The following is a 17,380-nucleotide window of genomic DNA, read 5'->3' as shown; positions in this document are numbered from 1 at the left end:
TTCATCGCGCTTGATGCATTCTTTCGGCGGCGCTGCACAGCGCCGCTGAAATTACCGCTACCATCTCCTCATTGGTGCTCTACTTTGAAGACGGGAGTTTCAATGAGGTGATATTATGAGCATGACTGTTGCAGACCTTTTGGCCGAAACCCTCGCTCAAGCCGGAGTCCGGCGCATATGGGGTGTAACCGGCGATAGTCTGAACGGGCTGAACGACAGCCTGCGCCGCCTTGGCAAGATTGACTGGATGCATGTCCGTCACGAAGAGACCGCCGCTTTCGCCGCTGGCGCGGAAGCAGCCGTAACGGGCCAGCTGGCCGTCTGCGCCGGCAGCTGCGGCCCCGGTAATCTTCACCTCATCAACGGGCTTTTCGACTGCCAGCGCAATCGCACGCCCGTTCTGGCCATCGCCGCCCATATTCCTTCGTCGGAAATCGGCCTCGACTATTTTCAGGAAACGCATCCGCAGGAACTGTTCCGCGAATGCAGCCATTTCGTCGAACTCGTCTCCAATCCCGCCCAGATGCCGGAAGTCCTGCACCGCGCCATGCGCGCGGCAGTAGGACAACAGGGCGTGGCTGTCATCGTTCTGCCAGGTGACGTCGCGCTGAAACAGATCGATGAACCTGCAGCGAAAACCTGGGTCCAGGTCGCGCAACCGCGGATCATCACGTCCGATGATGATATCGGGCAGCTCGCCGATCTTCTGAATAGCTCCGAAAAGATCACAATCCTCGCGGGGAGCGGCTGCGCCGGTGCGCATGATGCCGTGGTGGCGCTTGCCGACCGTCTTGCCGCGCCTGTGGTGCATGCGCTCCGCGGCAAGGAGCATATCGAGTGGGACAATCCCAACGATGTTGGCATGACCGGCCTGATCGGATTTTCATCCGGCTACCACGCCATGCTGAATTGCGACACGCTCCTGATGCTGGGTACCAGTTTTCCGTATCGGAATTTCTATCCCGAGAAAGCCAAGGTGGTTCAGATCGATCGCGATCCATCCCAGCTTGGCCGTCGCGCGCCGATCACGCTTGGCGTCGTCAGCGATGTGAAAGAAGCCGCCAACGCCCTGTTGCCCAAACTGAAATCGAACCGCAGCGCCACGTTCCTGAATTCCGCCAAGGCGCATTATGTGAAAGCGCGCAAGGATCTGGACGATCTCGCCCAGCCATCAAAGGCGGGACAGCCCATTCATCCGCAATATCTCACGCGTCTGATCGATCAGGCTGCGAAGGATGATGCCATTTTCACCGCCGATGTCGGAACACCCACCGTCTGGGCGGCGCGCTATCTCAAGATGAACGAAAAGCGCCGCCTGCTCGGCTCGTTCAATCACGGCTCCATGGCCAATGCCATGCTGCAAGCACTTGGCGCGCAGGCCGCAGCGCCGGACAGACAGGTCATCTCCCTGTCCGGGGATGGCGGCTTCACCATGATGATGGGCGATTTTCTATCCCTCACGCAGCTGAAACTGCCGGTGAAAATCATCGTCTATAATAATGGCTCGCTTGGCTTCGTCGCCATGGAAATGAAAGCGGGCGGCTATCTCAGCACTGGCACCGATCTGGACAATCCGAACTTTGCCGCCATGGCGGAAGCCATCGGCATCAAGGGGATCCGGGTGGAAGAATCCGCCGACCTGCCGGGCGCGCTGCAACAGGCTTTCGATCACAGGGGACCGGTTCTGGTCGATGTGGTCACGGCCAAGCAGGAGCTTGTGATGCCGCCGAAGATCAAAGCCGAGCAGGCGAAGGGCTTCAGCCTCTATATGCTGAAGGCCATCATCAACGGGCGCGGCGATGAAATCGTCGAACTCGCCCGCACCAATCTCGGGCGTTGATCTATTTGTTTTCACGCATTATCCGACGCATCGAAGCGGGGTCAGAAATCAGTCCAGTGGACTGATTTCCCCGCGTAGGCGCTTCGCACTTTTGCTGGAAATTCTCTAGCAAAGAGGCCGGGTTTCCCCGGCCTCTTTTCATATCTTCCTGAGTGCGACCTCTTCGATCAGATGATCGCTGCCCTTGCGCAGGATCAGGTCCGCGCGCGGTCGGGTCGGCAGGATATTTTCATTGAGATTGCGCAGATTGATATTCTGCCACAGGCCTTCGCCGATGGAGCGTGCCGCATCTTCCGAAAGCTGCGAGTAGCGATGGAAGAAGGATTGCGGATCGCGGAAGGCCGTTTCGCGCAGGCGCATGAAACGGTCGATATACCATTTATGGATCAGTTCCGGATCGGCATCGATATAGATCGAGAAGTCGAAGAAATCCGAGACGAAAGGCACCATCTTGCCATCTTCCGGCAGATCGCGAACCTGAAGGACATTGATGCCCTCGAAAATCAGAATGTCCGGCTTGTCGACCACCTGGAAATCGTTCGGCAGCACATCATAGCTCAGATGCGAATAAAGCGGCGCGCGCACATGGCTCATGCCCGCCTTGATCGCCGACAGAAAGCGCAGGACAGCGCCGATATCGTAGCTTTCCGGGAAGCCCTTGCGCTCCATCATGTTCTGCTCACGCAGCGCCGCATTGGGATAAAGGAAACCGTCCGTCGTCACCAGATCGACCTTCGGGCTGGACGGCCAGCGGGCGAGCAATTCTTTCAGAATACGCGCTGTCGTGGACTTGCCGACCGCCACCGAACCGGCAACGCCGATGATGAAGGGCGTCTTGAAGGATTCCTCCATATTGAGGAATTGCTGGCGCTGGCGAAACAGAAGCTGGCTGGCCTCGACATGCGCATAAAGCAGCCGCGACAGCGACAGATAGATGCGGCGGACCTCATCGAGATCGATGGGATCGCCGAGCGAACGCAACCGCTTGACCTCTTCATAGGTCAGGGTGAGGGGGGTATCCGCGCGAAAGCCGGCCCATTCCTCTGCCGAGAAAAAGCGGTAGGGCGAATATCTGGAAGGGGTGAGCTGATCCACTTTTTCCCACATGAACTGTCGTCTCTCTAGAGCATTTCCAGCAAAAGTGCGAAGCGGTTTTGCGCAGGATAATGCGTAAAAACAAATAGATAGATCGGCTCCACGATTCCGTTTTAACCGGAACTGCTCTGGCCTTCTATTCAGCGCGATCCTTCGCAGGATCACGCCTTCGGGCGAGCAGCCTTTTCTTCAAGGCCAGTCTGGCCCGTGCGACGGTCGAGTTCCTGGAGAACCTCTTCCAGCGGCACACCGGCAATTTTCCAGACCACCATCAGGTGATAAAGCAGATCGGCGCTTTCGGAAACCACGCCTGCGCGGTCGCCGGAAACGGCGGCAATCACCGTTTCCACGGCTTCTTCGCCCAGTTTTTGCGAGGCCTTGTTCGGGCCTCTGGCAACAAGGCTTGCCGTATAGGACGATCCATCGGTCACGCTGGCGCGTTCGGCCACGATGCGTTCAAGATCTGCGAGCGTAAACTGGCTCATCGGGGTTCCTCCCGTCATTTATAGTCTGTTCAGCGAACCGGATCGAGCCGCATCGGAATTCCGGCTTCGGCCATATAGCGCTTCGCTTCCCCGATCGAATAGGTGCCGAAGTGGAAGATCGAAGCGGCCAGCACAGCCGTTGCATGGCCGTCGCGGATACCCGCCACCATGTGATCCAGATTGCCGACGCCGCCGGAAGCGATCACCGGCACACGCACGCTGTCAGCCACAGCGCGGGTGAGCGCCACGTCGTAACCAGCCTTGGTGCCATCGCGATCCATCGAGGTGAGCAGGATTTCGCCTGCACCCAGATCGACAACCTTGCGGGCGAATTCCACCGCATCGATGCCCGTCGTCTGGCGACCGCCATGGGTGAAGATTTCCCAGCGATCTGCTTCGCCTTCGCCAGAAACCTTCTTGGCGTCGATAGCGACGACGATGCACTGATTGCCAAACTTGTCCGCCGCCTCGGCAACGAATTCCGGGTTCTTCACCGCCGCCGTGTTGATCGACACCTTGTCGGCGCCAGCCAGAAGCAGTTTGCGAATGTCGGCAACCTGACGCACACCGCCACCAACGGTCAGCGGCATGAAGCACTGTTCTGCTGTCCGGGCCACCACATCGAAAATTGTCTCGCGATTGTCCGAGGACGCCGTGATGTCGAGGAAGCACAATTCGTCTGCGCCCGCCGCATCATAGGCGCGGGCAGCTTCCACTGGATCGCCCGCATCGATCAGATCGACAAAGTTGACGCCCTTGACGACGCGGCCATCCTTCACATCGAGACAGGGAATTACGCGTGCTTTGAGTGTCATACTGTGGCCCTCAACAATGAAAGCGCTTCCGCCGGATCGATGCGACCGTCATAAAGCGCACGGCCCGAAATCGCGCCTTCGAGCTTGCGCGCATCCGGTGCGGCCAGACGCTTGATATCGTCCATCGAAGCAAGACCGCCCGATGCGATCACCGGAATGGAAACCGCCTCGGCAAGCGCCAGCGTCGATTCCCAGTTGATGCCAGCCAGTACGCCATCACGATCAATATCCGTGTAGATGATGGCAGCAACGCCAGCGCCTTCAAACTTCTTCGCAAGTTCGACCACGCCAAGCTGGGAGGCTTCGGCCCAGCCTTCAACGGCGACCTTGCCGCCCTTGGCGTCGATGCCAACCGCGACCTGTCCCGGAAAAGCCTTGCAGGCTTCGATCACCAGCGCCGGGTCGCGCACGGCAACCGTGCCGAGAATGACGCGACGCAGCCCCTTGGAAAGCCAGCTTTCAATGTGCTGCAGGGTGCGAATGCCGCCGCCCAGCTGCACCGGGTTTTTGGTGGCCTTCAGGATTGCTTCGACCGCAGCGCCGTTGACGCTTTCGCCCGCAAATGCGCCGTTGAGATCAACCACATGCAGCCATTCAAAGCCCTGATCTTCAAAAGCTTTGGCTTGTGCAGCCGGGTCGGTGTTGTAGACGGTGGCCTGATCCATGTCGCCCAACTTCAGGCGCACGCATTGACCGTCTTTCAAATCGATGGCGGGAAAAAGGATCATGTCTTCAAGGCTTCCATTTCAGGAAATTGGCAATGAGCGAAAGGCCGAGCAGCTGGCTCTTTTCCGGGTGGAACTGGGTTCCCACCATATTGTCGCGACCGACAGCAGCGGTAACATCGCCACCGTAATCCGTCACAGCCAGCACCTCGCCCGCCTTCTTCGCGTCGAACATATAGGAATGGACGAAATAGGCGTGCAAACCGTGTTCACCGGTCTCGATTCCATCGAAAATCGGATGCGCCTGATGCGATTGTTTCACGTGAATCCGATTCCAGCCGATCTGCGGAATCTTCAGCGTCGCATCCGAGGGCGTCATTTCGCGCACATCGCCCGCGATCCAGCCGAGACCTTCCGTCACGGTCTTTTCCAATCCGCGCTCGGACATGAGCTGCATGCCGACGCAGATACCGAGAAACGGATGGCCCTTCTCGATGACAACCTCATCAAGCGCTTCAACCATGCCCGACACGGCATGGAGACCAGCGCGGCAATCGGCATAAGCGCCAACGCCGGGCAGCACCACGCGGTCGGCCGACGCCACCCGTTCGGCATCTGCCGTCAGTTCGATTTCGGCATTGATGCCGCTTTCACGGGCGGCACGCTCAAAGGCCTTGGTGGCCGAGCGAAGATTGCCGGAGCCGTAGTCAATTATCGCAACACGCATTTTCAGCTTTCTCCGCGATGACCCACGAAGCCGATCGTGGAGCCAGTAGAGGAATAAGTGGGACGCGGTGACGCCTTGTCCCATCGATTGGCCGTGACCGGATCCAATGCAGGGGCAGGCTTTTCCGCGATAGTGGTTTCAGACGTCGAGCGTCCGAAGAAATAACGGATTTCCGCCTCGTCGAGATCGCTGGCGTCGATTGCCGCCCGTTCGATATAGCCCTGACGCTTCAGTTTCGCGATTTTCCAGTTCGGGCCTTCAAAGGCCACGAACAGCGAAACGATCAGTGTCAGCAGGGGAACCGCATCGGCAATGCCGAAGTAACTCCCGGCAAAGCCGAGCAGAGCCGTGACACCCAGAACGGCGAAAGCCTCGAACCAGAGGCGCTGCGTCGCTAGCCAGACAAAGGGCAGAACCAGCGCCATGACATGGAATCCGTCGCGTACGAACACGGAATGTTCAACGCTCGACCCGCCGCGCTTCTTTTTGGAAGACGCTTCGGTTGGTTCCAGAACGACGAACTGGGCCATGAATTATCCCTTCAGCGACCCCTTGGTGGAGGGGATTGCATCCTTCTGGCGCGGATCGGTTTCCAGCGCCGTGCGCAGAACCCGAGCCACCGCCTTGAAGATCGACTCGGCGATATGGTGATTATTGGCGCCATAATGGTTGTTGATATGCAGCGTAATGCCTGCATTCATCGCAAAGGCCTGAAAGAACTCACGCACCAGCTCGGTATCGAAAGTGCCGATCTTAGCCGTCGTGAAATTCACGTTCCACACCAGAAAAGCACGGCCGGACACGTCAACCGCAGCACCGGTCAGCGTATCGTCCATGGCGAGATCGAGCGAGGCATAGCGCACGATGCCGCGGCGTTCACCCAAGGCCTTGGCGACAGCCTGACCGAGCGCAATGCCAGTATCTTCAACCGTGTGGTGATCGTCGATATGCAGGTCGCCCTTGGCCATGACGCGCATATCGATGAGCGAATGTCGCGAAAGCTGCTCGAGCATATGATCGAAGAAGCCGACACCGGTTGTGATGTCGAACTTGCCGACGCCATCCAGATCGACAGAAACGGCAATGCTCGTCTCTTTCGTGGAGCGTTCGATACTTGCCTTGCGGGTGCTTTCAGCAGTCATAAGCGATCCTCATTGGGGTACTGGAGGCGTTCTAGAACAGCTTGCCCGCTTTGCCAATTGCTTTTGGCAATCCGGCAAGCAGCAAATCGGCATTTGCAATTCAGTATTTGCAATTCAGGGGGCTGTTCTTAAATATCCACATTGAAACGCGATTCATCCGGCAAGATGACCGGCTGGAGCGGTTCACCCTCAGATGAAGGGGCTTGTGGGATCGCCGTCCGGGATTACATGAGCCGCCAAAGGAGCATCCATGATCGAACACAATCCCACAACGATTTACGGCACGACCATCGTGACCGTCCGCAAGAACGGCAAGGTCGTTATCGCCGGCGACGGGCAGGTCTCGCTCGGCAATACTGTCATGAAGGGAAATGCGCGCAAGGTTCGCCGCATCGGCAAGGGCAATGTCATTGCCGGTTTCGCCGGCGCAACCGCCGACGCCTTCACCCTTCTGGAGCGCCTCGAAGCCAAGCTGGAGCAATATCCCGACCAGCTCATGCGCGCCTCTGTCGAACTCGCCAAGGACTGGCGTACGGACCGCTATCTGCGCAAGCTTGAAGCCATGATGCTTGTCGCCGACAGCAAGGTGACGCTGGCGCTTACCGGCACCGGCGACGTGCTTGAACCGGAACATGGCGTTATGGCCATCGGTTCGGGCGGCAATTATGCGCTGGCTGCGGCCCGTGCGCTGATCGATACCGACAAATCGGCAGAAGAGATCGCCCGCAAGGCGATGGAGATCGCGGCCGATATCTGCATCTACACCAACCACAATATCCTCGTGGAAAGCCTGGACGCAGAATGAGTTCGCTCGCGCAGGTCACCAAACCGAGTGGACAACGCTGGGGCCTGGGCGTCCTGATCGTGATTGCCATCATCGCGGTGCAAGCCACCTGGCTGCACCTCGACGGGCGGATCGCCATGTGCGAATGCGGCACCATAAAACTATGGTCGGGTTCTCTGAAATCGGAGAACTCGCAGCATATAGCCGACTGGTACACGCTGTCGCATATCATCCATGGCTTTCTGTTCTACTGGCTGTTCACGGTCATCGCGCCCAAAGCCCCGCTCGGCTTGAGACTTGCGGCTGCAGTCGGCATCGAAGCGGTCTGGGAGCTGGTCGAAAACTCGAATTTCATCATCGAGCGCTATCGCGCCAATACGTCCTCGGTGGACTATTTCGGCGACAGCATCGTGAATTCGGTTTCCGATACGCTCGCCGCCGCGCTCGGCTTCCTGATCGCAGCAAAGCTGCCAACAAAAATCACCGTCACCATCGCGCTTTTCTTTGAAATTCTGGCGCTGATCGTCATTCGCGACAATCTTACGCTCAACGTGATCATGCTGCTGCATCCGTTCGAGTTCATCAAGCAGTGGCAAAGTGGGTTGTAAAATGAGTAACTTCTCTCCCCGTGAAATCGTTTCGGAACTTGACCGTTTCATCATCGGCCAGAACGACGCCAAGCGCGCCGTGGCCATCGCCTTGCGCAATCGCTGGCGTCGCCAGCAGCTCGAAGGGCAGATGCGCGAAGAGGTCATGCCGAAGAACATCCTGATGATCGGACCGACCGGCGTCGGCAAGACGGAAATCTCGCGCCGCCTCGCCAAGCTTGCAGGCGCGCCTTTCGTCAAGGTCGAAGCCACCAAGTTCACCGAAGTGGGCTATGTCGGTCGCGACGTTGAACAGATCATCCGTGACCTCGTTGAAGTCGCCATTGCGCTCGTGCGTGAAAAGCGTCGAGACGACGTGAAGGCCAAGGCGCATCTCAATGCCGAGGAACGCGTTCTCGAAGCCTTGGTCGGTAAAACGGCAAGCCCTGCCACCCGCGACAGTTTCCGCAAGAAACTGCGCAACGGTGAGCTGGACGACAAGGAAATCGAGGTCGAGGTCGCCGATACCGGATCGAACTCGAATTTCGAGATCCCGGGCATGCCGGGCGCCAATATCGGCGTGCTTAACCTGTCGGACATGCTGGGCAAGGCCATGGGCGGGCGCACCAAGACGCGCAAGACCACGGTGAAGGATTCCTATGCAATCCTCGTCAACGATGAATCCGACAAGCTGCTCGATCAGGACCAGATCGTGCAGGAAGCGCTGCGTGTTACCGAAGACGAAGGCATCGTTTTCATCGACGAGATCGACAAGATCGCCTCCCGCGAAGGCGGCGGTGGGGCTGGCGTTTCACGCGAAGGCGTGCAGCGCGATCTGCTGCCGCTCGTCGAAGGCACCACGGTTGCGACCAAATATGGACCGGTGAAGACGGATCATATCCTTTTCATCACCTCCGGTGCGTTCCATGTGTCGAAGCCGTCCGATCTTCTGCCGGAATTGCAGGGCCGTTTGCCGATCCGCGTGGAGCTTTCCGCTCTGACGCGCGAAGACTTCCGCCGTATCCTCACGGAAACGGAGGCAAGCCTGATCAAGCAGTATATTTCGCTGATGCAGACGGAAGAGGTGACGCTGTCCTTCACCGATGACGCCATCGATGCTCTTGCCGATATTGCAGTCGATCTGAATGCGACCGTCGAAAACATCGGCGCTCGTCGCTTGCAGACGGTTATGGAAAAGGTTCTGGACGAGATTTCGTTCACCGCTCCGGATAAAACCGGCGCGACCTTCACCGTCGACGCGAACTATGTGAAGGAAAAGGTGGGCGCTCTGTCCAAGAACACCGACCTGTCGCGCTTCATTCTGTAACCGCGCCGAGAGGCTTTTATGAAAAAGGCAGAGGGTGAAACCTCTGCCTTTTTCATTCGGAATGCACGGCGAGCTTATTTTGCCGACCGCAAGGCTGCACTCAACTCATTCGCATTGGTGGTGAGCGCTTCGATGCCAGCCCCCACCTGATACCAGAGCTTGGGGTTGAGAAAGACGACATGCTTCTGTTGCCAGGCGCGGGTCTTCGTCACCTCCGGCATTGCCCCCAAACGCTCCGCGAGAGTACTCGGCTCGCTACCAACCGCAGCACTACGGTCGAGAATAAACAACCAGTCTGGATCGGCAGCGAGCGCATCTTGCAGCAGCTTTTCCTGTGCTACACGGCGCGCCTCAGCTTCAGGTGAGCCGGGTTTCGGACGCGGCCCGCCTTCCGACGCATCGGATTGCGGCATTACGGATTTGATCCCGACAAAATCATAAACCACGCCAAAGCGCGAGCCGGGCGGTTGCGCCGAAACATTTCGACCTGCCGAAAACAGCACAAGCCCGGTGCCCGCAGCTTTGCCCTCAGTCCTCAAATCTGTGAGGGCCGCTTTCAGAGCTTCGATGCGCTTTGCCGCCATATCTTCCGTGCCAAAGACCTTTGCCAGCTTCTCCGTATTGTCGATGGCGATCTGCGCAATATCGGTTCCGCTCTCGGTGATATCGATGGACGGCGCGATTGTGGCAACAGCATCGAATTTTGTACGGGAACGTCCCCCGACGATAATCAGGTCCGGCTTCAATGCTTGCAGCTCAACCTCGTCAGGTTCAAACAGGGTGCCAACCGCTGCGTAAGACGATCCTGCATATTCACCAAGGTAAGCAGGAAAATTTGCGGGCTTATCCTTGGTTTTCGGAACACCGGCTACAGCCTTCACGCCAAGCGAATGCAGAATATCCAATGCCGCGAGATCGAAGACGGCAACTTTCTGCGGCGTGGTCGAAAATTTGGTTTCTCCGTGCGCATGATGAATGACGGTCTCCTGTGCGGCGACATAAGTCGGCGTCATCACAAGACTCAACAACGGCAGCACGAGCAGATTTCGGATGAATTTCTTTTGATACATGAGGTTTCAATTCCTCCGGCACATTCCGAAACCTTTCACAGGTTGCGGAATGTGCGTTGGTTCTGGTCAGAATTTCGAGGTCAGCGAAACGAAATAGCTTCTGCCGTTTTCAGAATAACTGGACTCGGCTTCGGGCTGCTCGTCAAAGATGTTGTTCACGCCAGCACGCAGCGTGAAATTCTCGCTCGGATCATATTTGAACGACGCATTGACCATATTGTAGGCTGATACGTTCTGAGCGGTTACGGAGGTTGCGTCCATTACGTAGTCCACCTGCTTGCCGTAGAAATCCATTGAACCGATGACGCTGAAATTCTCGCGTACGCGCCAGGCAAGTTCCGTATGGATGGAATATTCCGGATCGGCGGCAAGCGGTTCGCCGGTCTCCAGATTGACGGATTCGATCAGGTAGGTGAAGGAGTTGCTCCAGGTCACATCAGGATGCAGCTGAACCTTGAGATTGCCTTCAAAACCTTGCGTGCGCGCGCGGTCGACATTGATCTGCTGAACATATTTCGTACCATTGTCCAGAATCAGCGAGGCCTCACGCGCCGAGGTGATCTTGTCTTTGATATCATTATAGAAATAGGACAGTCCCGCTTCCCAGATATCCTGCGTATAGGCCGCGCCGATTTCGAAACTGTTGCTGGTTTCCGGCTGCAAATCCGGATTGCCAACCATTTCGCAGGGGCCGCCCACCGCGCCGCAACCGTTACCGCGCGAGGTCTGGACCCAGTTCGGGTTCAACTGGCGCAGATTTGGCGCCTTGAAGGCCTGCGCCCAGCCCGCCTTGAACGATAGACTGTCGTTCAAATCATAATTCAGGTAGAGGCGCGGGCTGGCATGGGTGCCGAATTCCTCATGCTGGTCGATACGCAGCCCGGCAGTCAGCTTCAGATCGTCCCGGAGCCTGATCTGGTCTTCCATGAAGACGGCAGCCGACCACATGCTCGTTTGGGTGGAGCCGGTCGTTCCGGTGACGGAATTGGCGATACCGAGATTTTCCGGATCGTTCATGTCCTCATAACGGAACTCGCTACCCACCGTCAGATTCTGCTCGAACCAGAAATCCAGCGGCATGGAAACCTTGCCGTCGAGCGTATAGGTGTCGACGGTGATCGACGTACCGTCATCGGGCAAACCATTGGCGTCTGCGGATGTGTGAAAATTCTCCGCATGTTCGATCATTCCAGTGATCGTGGATGTGCCGAACTCCCATTCGCCGACATGGCGCAGCGATCCGGTCGTTCTGGTAATCTCGGTGTTGCTGGTATCGATTTCGCCATCCGCCAGATAAGGGTGATATTTTTCGCGTCCGGTGCCGCCTTCAAGCTCGAAAAGCTGACCCTTGACCGGCGTCCAGGAGAGTTTTGCATTGATATCGTAATCATCGATGCCGGTCGGCACTGTGATATCGCCGAGCTTTGCCGAATTGCCGGGGTCCTTGCTGCCTATGCTGCCATACATGGTCATGGTCAGTTCATCCGGCACAATCGGGCCGCTGACATAGGCGCTGACCTTCTTGGAAACGCCAGTCGCATCGCTTTCAGGCTGGATCCACTCGGTCGTCAGCGAGCCGGACCACTTATCACTCGACTTCTTGGTGATAATGTTGACCACACCGCCAAGCGCATCGGAACCGTAAAGCGTGGACATCGGGCCGCGCACCACTTCGATACGCTCGATGGCGTCGACAGGAATCCAGCTGAGGTCGCCATTATAGTCGCGCAGCGTGGTCAGACCCGCATTGATCCGCTTTCCGTCCACCATAAGGAGGGTATAAGCACTGCCCAAACCGCGAATGCTGATGCCGCGTGTGCCGCTGCTGTCGAATCCAACATTGACCCCCGGCACGGTACGCAGAGCTTCGGTAATGTCCGGCGCACCGCGCTGCTGAAGCTGATCCTGATCGACTACCGAGATGCTCGCCGGCGCTTCTTTCAAAGTCGTAGCAATCGACGACGCCGTCAGGACGATCTGGTCAAGAACAATCGTATCGGCTGCTGCCTCTTGTTCTTGATCAGATGCGGTTTGTGCCACCGAAGATGCACCGCTCACAATAAGCGCAGTTGAAAAGCAAGTACTGGCAAGAAGTGATCTTGAAGTCGATATCCAGCTTTTCTCTTGCCGATGCTTTCGCATAACGCGCTGCGATGAATAGATGACCATCATCATTTCCACATAAAGTTGACATTAAAAGTCTTCTTTAAATGGCAACAATAAGACGTCAATAATGATCTTTTATAACAATTCTAATTTGCGTATTCTGAAACTGCCTACAATATTTATTATCATTTTACTGTCTAAATAATTGAATTGCTATTCTCTTATATTTCTTTATTAATACCGAAATTCCATTTTTTATATGAAAAACTAGGAATACAGCTATTTCTATGATTTTATTCCCGCTTGTTTATTCTTAGTTGGCGGAAATGCGCTTTTCCACCACCTGCAAGGACATCTTTGCCGCGTCGATCACAAAAATAGGACGACACATCCTGCTTTGTGGCAAAAAGCCGTTCGCAACAAGTGACCGGAAAGCCACGGCCCCCGTTGCTTTCATGCTTCGACAAAGAAACCCCTCGACTTGCGCGAGGGGGTTTTCTATTTTCCCCACAATTTCACGATCCATTTACCATATCAGGGCCACTTCCGCACAATGATGAGCAACAGTACACTGAACCGCATTGCTGGCTTTTGTTTCCGCGCCATTTCCAATGCAAAGCCGGTTTCCACTGTTGCTGGCGTCACCCTGGCCCTCATGCTCGCAAGCCAAAGCGCCTATGCCGTGACGGTCGTGCCGCCCGGCAACCGCAATGCGGAACAGCCGCCTATTCCGGGCGCGTCCGCCAAGCGGACACGGGAACTGAGCACCACCTATGAAAAGAAATACCAGAAGATCTATAATCTTCTGAAGAAGGACGCCTCGCTGCGTTCGAAGATTCGTTCGACCGCCGCCGCCTATGGCATTGATCCCATTCATATTGTTGGCGCGATTGTGGGTGAGCACACCTATAATGTCGACGTCTATGACCGGCTTCAGACCTATTACGTGAAAGCCATGTCCTATGTGAATCAGGGTGTGAGCTTCGGCTATAATGGCGAAAGCATCGGGCAGTTTATCAAGCGTCCCGAATTCGCCGACTGCCTGAAGTTCAAGGACAGCTATTCGCTGTGGTCATGCCGTGAAACGGTCTGGAACAAGACGTTCCGCGGCAAGTCGGTTGGCGGCAATTCCTATCCAAACAACCGCTTCAGCGCTGTTTTCTTCCAGCCTTTCTATGGCGGACAGACTTTTGGTCTCGGCCAGATCAATCCGCTGACCGCATTGCAGATGACCGACATGGTGAACCGTGTTTCCGGTTTGCCGAAGCTTGACGCGGAGGACGGCAGCGCGGTCTACAAGACCATTATGGACCCGGATCTGACGCTGCCATACATCGCAGCGACGTTGAAACAGTCGATCAATTCCTATCGCCAGATTGCCGGTTTCGACATTTCCAAAAATCCGGGCCTCACCGCCACGCTTTATAATACCGGCGGCGCCGATGCCCGCGCCCGTGCGCTGGCAAATGAGAATGCAGGGCGTTCCGACCCGCAACTGCCGCAGGAAAATTACTATGGCTGGCTGGTCAACACCAAGCTGGACGAGCTGAAGGCTTTGTTCTAGCCCTTCGGGATGATGCCCCGGCGGCGCTTACGCGCCGTCTCGATATCATCGCTCAGGCGCTTGATGGTTTCCTTGTCGATGATGCGGATATTGCGCGCCAGAAGATTGGCGAGCTCCGTTGCCTGCGGTGACAGGCCGGACGTGTCGATCACCACGCGCGGATGCGAAACGGCCGCAAGGCTTTGCAACTCTTCCGCCTCATCCCAGATAATATTGAAATAAGTGATGATCCGCTGAAGCAGATCCCAGGTCGGCTGTCCGCGCCGGCCATGTTCCAGCGCCGACAGATAAGCGGGCGAAACGCGCAGCGCCGCCGCCATTTCCTTCTGCGTCACGCCGCGCTCTTCACGCAGTTCCCGCAAGCGCTTTCCAAACGGGGTCATCGCTGCTGCCTGCCTCCGCCAAGGCCCCCGCCGAGCAAATTCTGCTGGGTCTGGCGGCGCAGCCGGACATAAAGCGCGCCGTGACCGCCATGATGGCGTGCGGCATCTTCAAAAGCGCTGACCAGAAGCCGGAACAGCGGCGTGGAAAACCAGTGCGGCACCGCCTGGCGCAAGATGCCTTCGCTGCCGAAAGAGCGCCCCTTACCGGTGATCACCATCACATGCCGCAAACCGCGTGCATGGGCGCTGACCAGAAAACTATAGAGTAGGCCATGCGCTTCATTCTGCGTGAGACCGTGAAGATCGATCCGCGCTTCAATATCAACCCTGCCTTTGGCAATCTTGCGATGAGTCGGCTTATCCAGCGACTTGATCTGCATTTCACTGAGCGACGATAGGCCCTTTTTCGGCTTAGCGCCTTCATCACTGGAAGCCTGCGGCACTTTCAAAGCGGGACGCTTTTCTTCTTCCGCCATCAGTGTCTTGAAGTCAGGCAGCTCTTCCGCGACAGGCTTCTGTCGCGTCAAGGGCTTTGCGGTCTTGGCGACCGTTTCCCAGAGAATGCGGTCTTCCGGTTGCAGATAATCCTTGCCGGTTTTATCTGTGTCGCGCGCCATGGTCACGCCCCCACCAGATTGCGCGGCACGAGCGCGTAGAAATCCGCTGCACTCTTGATACCGCCCGCAATCTCGCCAGCCGCATCGCCAGATCCGGCAAACAGATCGCCGCGCGCCGGGCCGACAATGGCTGTGCCGGTATCCTGTGCGATCATCAGCCGCGCGAAAGGTGCGCCGTCGAAAACAGTGACCGTCGGTGCATCGACGTAAAACGGCGTGCCGAAAGTGTGCAGCAGCCGGTCAACGGCAAGCGACCGGCCCGCGGTGAGCGGAACCTTGGCAGCGGCAATCGGACCCGCATCAACATTATCCACCGGGGCTTCCCGGAAGAAGATATAGGACCGGTTCTGCCAGATCAGCGCATCCGCCTTGTCGGGATGATCCTTCAGCCAGCGCCGGATCGTCTGCATGGAAATATCCGCCGCCGGAATTTCTCCATTCGCGACGAGAATACGTCCAATGCCCGTGAAGGGATGGCCCGCCTTGGCAGCATAGGTAATGCGCATCATGCCGCCATCGGTGAGTTTCAGTCTGGCTGCACCCTGAACATGAGCAAAAAACGCATCCACACGATCAGCGACGAAGGCAATCTCCAGCCCGCGCCCGGAAAGGCTGCCCCGTTCGATCTGGCGGCGGTCGTCATATTCGACAAGCCCGGCTTCCGTCTGACGGGCAAACGCATAGGACAGATCAAAACCGGCGGGGCGGTTCTCATCGGTCACTTTGACGAGATCGTCCGGCTTTCTGAGAAACGGCACGGTAAATCTGTCATCCGCTATACGGGATGCCACGATCTCCGGCTCGTAAAACCCGGTGACAAAGCCCTGTTCCTGTTCGGGATCGATGCGGCATGGCACGAAATGCTGTTCGAAAAAGGCGCGAGCAGTGATCGTATCGGGATTATCGAGAAGCCGCGCTGCCGTAAAAACAGGTTCCAGCGCCTCGAAGCTGATACCAAGGCTGCCGCTGTTATAGGTCTGATGCGCCGCATAATCGGCGGAACGGCGAAAAGCGGCAAATGCGGGAGCCTGATCGTCCCGGTCCCAGCCGGGGCAATCGGAAAAACCCACCGGGCGGAAAATCCTCGCCAAGTTGCTCACAGCCGCATCCGTCTAGAGCATTTCCAGCAAAAGTGTGAAACGGTTTTGCAAAGGAAATGCGGTGAAAACAAATTGATAGAGCCGTTCCGACGTTTCCGCTTTTAAAAAGGTACGGCTCTATCAAGTACAAACAAAAAGGCCGCTGAAATCAGCGGCCCGATTCTTAAGCCTTCTCTTAATCTTCCGCTTCGGTCGCGACAAGCTTCCAGTTGGGATCACGCGAGCGCGTATCGCGGGCGAAAGTCCACAAATCCTTGATCTCGACCACATTTTCGAGGTCGCCGTCGATCAGCTTGCCTTCCTTGTCGAGCGTCGCCGAAATCATCTGGCTGACAATGTTCAGCGTCACATGCGCTTCCGACCCCTTCATTTCGGCAGCCGCGATTTCCGCCTTCTCGATACCCACGAAGGAAGAGCGCACGCTCTCGCCGCGCAGCTCGCGTTCCTCAATGGCCGAAACGAAGCCTTCATAGACTTCCTTCGACAAAAGATTCTTCAAAACTTTGCGATCGCCATCGGCAAAGGACATCACAATCATTTCATAGGCGATCTTCACGCCGTCCACGAAACGGGCCGGTTCGAAGGTAGGATCAGCGGCATAGATCGCCCGCAGACCGTCGTTGATCGGCGTTCCAGTCGCAGCAATCTTGTCGATTGCCGTGAAGTCTTTTTCACCGGCGCGCTGCGGCAAAGCCACGACGTTGTCGCCATCCGAACCGGCAGGCGCGGCATTGTCGGCGCTTTTGGCCGATGTATAGGGATCGAAGGGCGGCTTTTCATTTCCAGTACGGCGACCAAGAACATTCCTCAGCTGGAGAAAAATGATCACCGCTGCGATGAAGAAGAAGATCGTGCCGAAGTCGAAAAATTCCATGCCGCCTGCCATTGATTGAAGGAGAGGGCGTCAAATCCCTTCCAATCGTGAATTTCTGTTTCATACATATAGATCGGCGGGCGCAATCATTCAAATCCCGATCACGCGTACCTATTTGATATTTCATGATAGACAGTTTCAATTTCGTTCCGAACCTGAAAAAGCTACATTTGTCGTTATGTTCGGAACATCAACCACA

19 protein-coding genes are annotated in these 17,380 nt (G+C 56.7%); 5 read left to right on the top strand and 14 right to left on the bottom strand.

Translation table 11 applies throughout. The features are described 5' to 3' along the window. Positions 1-115: 115 nt before the first annotated feature. Entirely contained in the window at positions 116-1,840 is a 1,725-nt protein-coding gene (gene poxB, locus QBD01_RS01060) for a ubiquinone-dependent pyruvate dehydrogenase (protein ID WP_280991274.1), read from the top strand. A 138-nt stretch (positions 1,841-1,978) separates the two neighbouring features. On the opposite strand, the gene coaA is transcribed toward poxB, so the two are convergent. The 7 genes from coaA to hisB all read right to left on the bottom strand — a co-directional run bounded on the left by coaA (position 1,979) and on the right by hisB (position 6,769). Further along, on the bottom strand, positions 1,979-2,947 hold the full coding sequence (coaA, locus tag QBD01_RS01055) for a type I pantothenate kinase (RefSeq protein WP_280991273.1): 969 nt from the start codon (positions 2,945-2,947) through the stop codon (positions 1,979-1,981). A gap of 149 nt (positions 2,948-3,096) precedes the next feature. Further along, the gene (locus tag QBD01_RS01050) at positions 3,097-3,420 is read right to left on the bottom strand and encodes a phosphoribosyl-ATP diphosphatase (RefSeq protein ID WP_078337643.1); all 324 of its coding nucleotides are present in this window, start codon (positions 3,418-3,420) and stop codon (positions 3,097-3,099) included. A 29-nt stretch (positions 3,421-3,449) separates the two neighbouring features. After that, positions 3,450-4,235, bottom strand: coding sequence for an imidazole glycerol phosphate synthase subunit HisF (hisF, locus tag QBD01_RS01045; protein ID WP_078337642.1), 786 nt, complete (start codon positions 4,233-4,235; stop codon positions 3,450-3,452). Next, entirely contained in the window at positions 4,232-4,963 is a 732-nt protein-coding gene (gene hisA, locus QBD01_RS01040; protein WP_280991272.1) for a 1-(5-phosphoribosyl)-5-[(5-phosphoribosylamino)methylideneamino]imidazole-4-carboxamide isomerase, read from the bottom strand. Before hisA ends, hisF begins: the two co-directional genes overlap by 4 nt. A 4-nt stretch (positions 4,964-4,967) precedes the next feature. Then, positions 4,968-5,627 carry an imidazole glycerol phosphate synthase subunit HisH gene (gene hisH, locus QBD01_RS01035; protein WP_280991271.1) on the bottom strand — a complete coding sequence of 220 codons (660 nt, stop codon included), beginning with the start codon at positions 5,625-5,627 and terminating at the stop codon, positions 4,968-4,970. 2 nt (positions 5,628-5,629) lie between these two features. After that, the gene (locus tag QBD01_RS01030; protein WP_280991270.1) at positions 5,630-6,157 is read right to left on the bottom strand and encodes a DUF2628 domain-containing protein; all 528 of its coding nucleotides are present in this window, start codon (positions 6,155-6,157) and stop codon (positions 5,630-5,632) included. A gap of 3 nt (positions 6,158-6,160) precedes the next feature. After that, on the bottom strand, positions 6,161-6,769 hold the full coding sequence (gene hisB / locus QBD01_RS01025) for an imidazoleglycerol-phosphate dehydratase HisB (RefSeq protein WP_121536896.1): 609 nt from the start codon (positions 6,767-6,769) through the stop codon (positions 6,161-6,163). Positions 6,770-7,019: 250 nt separating this feature from the next. On the opposite strand from hisB, the gene hslV reads away from it, so the two are divergent. The 3 genes from hslV to hslU are packed head-to-tail and all read left to right on the top strand — an operon-like array spanning position 7,020 to position 9,467. Further along, positions 7,020-7,574: an ATP-dependent protease subunit HslV gene (gene hslV, locus QBD01_RS01020; protein ID WP_078337637.1), complete on the top strand. Its 555-nt coding sequence runs from the start codon at positions 7,020-7,022 to the stop codon at positions 7,572-7,574. After that, a complete protein-coding gene (locus tag QBD01_RS01015; protein WP_280991269.1) occupies positions 7,571-8,161 on the top strand; it encodes a DUF2585 domain-containing protein in 591 nt (196 codons plus the stop codon). Before hslV ends, QBD01_RS01015 begins: the two co-directional genes overlap by 4 nt. 1 nt (position 8,162) lies before the next feature. Then, on the top strand, positions 8,163-9,467 hold the full coding sequence (gene hslU, locus QBD01_RS01010; protein ID WP_078337635.1) for an ATP-dependent protease ATPase subunit HslU: 1,305 nt from the start codon (positions 8,163-8,165) through the stop codon (positions 9,465-9,467). Positions 9,468-9,541: 74 nt separating this feature from the next. On the opposite strand, the gene QBD01_RS01005 is transcribed toward hslU, so the two are convergent. The 3 genes from QBD01_RS01005 to QBD01_RS00995 all read right to left on the bottom strand — a co-directional run bounded on the left by QBD01_RS01005 (position 9,542) and on the right by QBD01_RS00995 (position 13,169). Further along, on the bottom strand, positions 9,542-10,537 hold the full coding sequence (locus tag QBD01_RS01005; RefSeq protein WP_280991268.1) for an ABC transporter substrate-binding protein: 996 nt from the start codon (positions 10,535-10,537) through the stop codon (positions 9,542-9,544). Between the two features lie 66 nt (positions 10,538-10,603). Further along, positions 10,604-12,577, bottom strand: coding sequence for a TonB-dependent receptor domain-containing protein (locus QBD01_RS01000; RefSeq protein WP_280991267.1), 1,974 nt, complete (start codon positions 12,575-12,577; stop codon positions 10,604-10,606). A gap of 379 nt (positions 12,578-12,956) precedes the next feature. After that, positions 12,957-13,169 carry a hypothetical protein gene (locus QBD01_RS00995; protein WP_280991266.1) on the bottom strand — a complete coding sequence of 71 codons (213 nt, stop codon included), beginning with the start codon at positions 13,167-13,169 and terminating at the stop codon, positions 12,957-12,959. Between the two features lie 30 nt (positions 13,170-13,199). Between QBD01_RS00995 and QBD01_RS00990 the strand changes: the two genes are divergently transcribed. Then, the gene (locus tag QBD01_RS00990) at positions 13,200-14,207 is read left to right on the top strand and encodes a DUF1402 family protein (protein WP_280992079.1); all 1,008 of its coding nucleotides are present in this window, start codon (positions 13,200-13,202) and stop codon (positions 14,205-14,207) included. On the opposite strand, the gene QBD01_RS00985 is transcribed toward QBD01_RS00990, so the two are convergent. The 4 genes from QBD01_RS00985 to QBD01_RS00970 form a co-directional block, all read right to left on the bottom strand. Then, entirely contained in the window at positions 14,204-14,590 is a 387-nt protein-coding gene (locus tag QBD01_RS00985; protein WP_280991265.1) for a helix-turn-helix transcriptional regulator, read from the bottom strand. The genes QBD01_RS00990 and QBD01_RS00985 overlap by 4 nt on opposite strands. Beyond that, positions 14,587-15,207: a Smr/MutS family protein gene (locus QBD01_RS00980; RefSeq protein WP_280991264.1), complete on the bottom strand. Its 621-nt coding sequence runs from the start codon at positions 15,205-15,207 to the stop codon at positions 14,587-14,589. Before QBD01_RS00980 ends, QBD01_RS00985 begins: the two co-directional genes overlap by 4 nt. A gap of 2 nt (positions 15,208-15,209) precedes the next feature. Continuing rightward, on the bottom strand, positions 15,210-16,307 hold the full coding sequence (locus QBD01_RS00975; protein WP_280991263.1) for a murein transglycosylase A: 1,098 nt from the start codon (positions 16,305-16,307) through the stop codon (positions 15,210-15,212). A 175-nt stretch (positions 16,308-16,482) separates the two neighbouring features. Continuing rightward, positions 16,483-17,181, bottom strand: coding sequence for a Tim44/TimA family putative adaptor protein (locus QBD01_RS00970; RefSeq protein WP_280991262.1), 699 nt, complete (start codon positions 17,179-17,181; stop codon positions 16,483-16,485). Positions 17,182-17,380: the final 199 nt, after the last annotated feature.

It is taken from the genome of Ochrobactrum sp. 19YEA23 (assembly GCF_029909865.1).
Classification (GTDB): Bacteria; Pseudomonadota; Alphaproteobacteria; order Rhizobiales; family Rhizobiaceae; genus Brucella; species Brucella gambitense.
The sequence above is the reverse complement of the archived record's forward strand: the minus strand, read 5'-3'. Positions and strand labels throughout refer to the sequence as shown.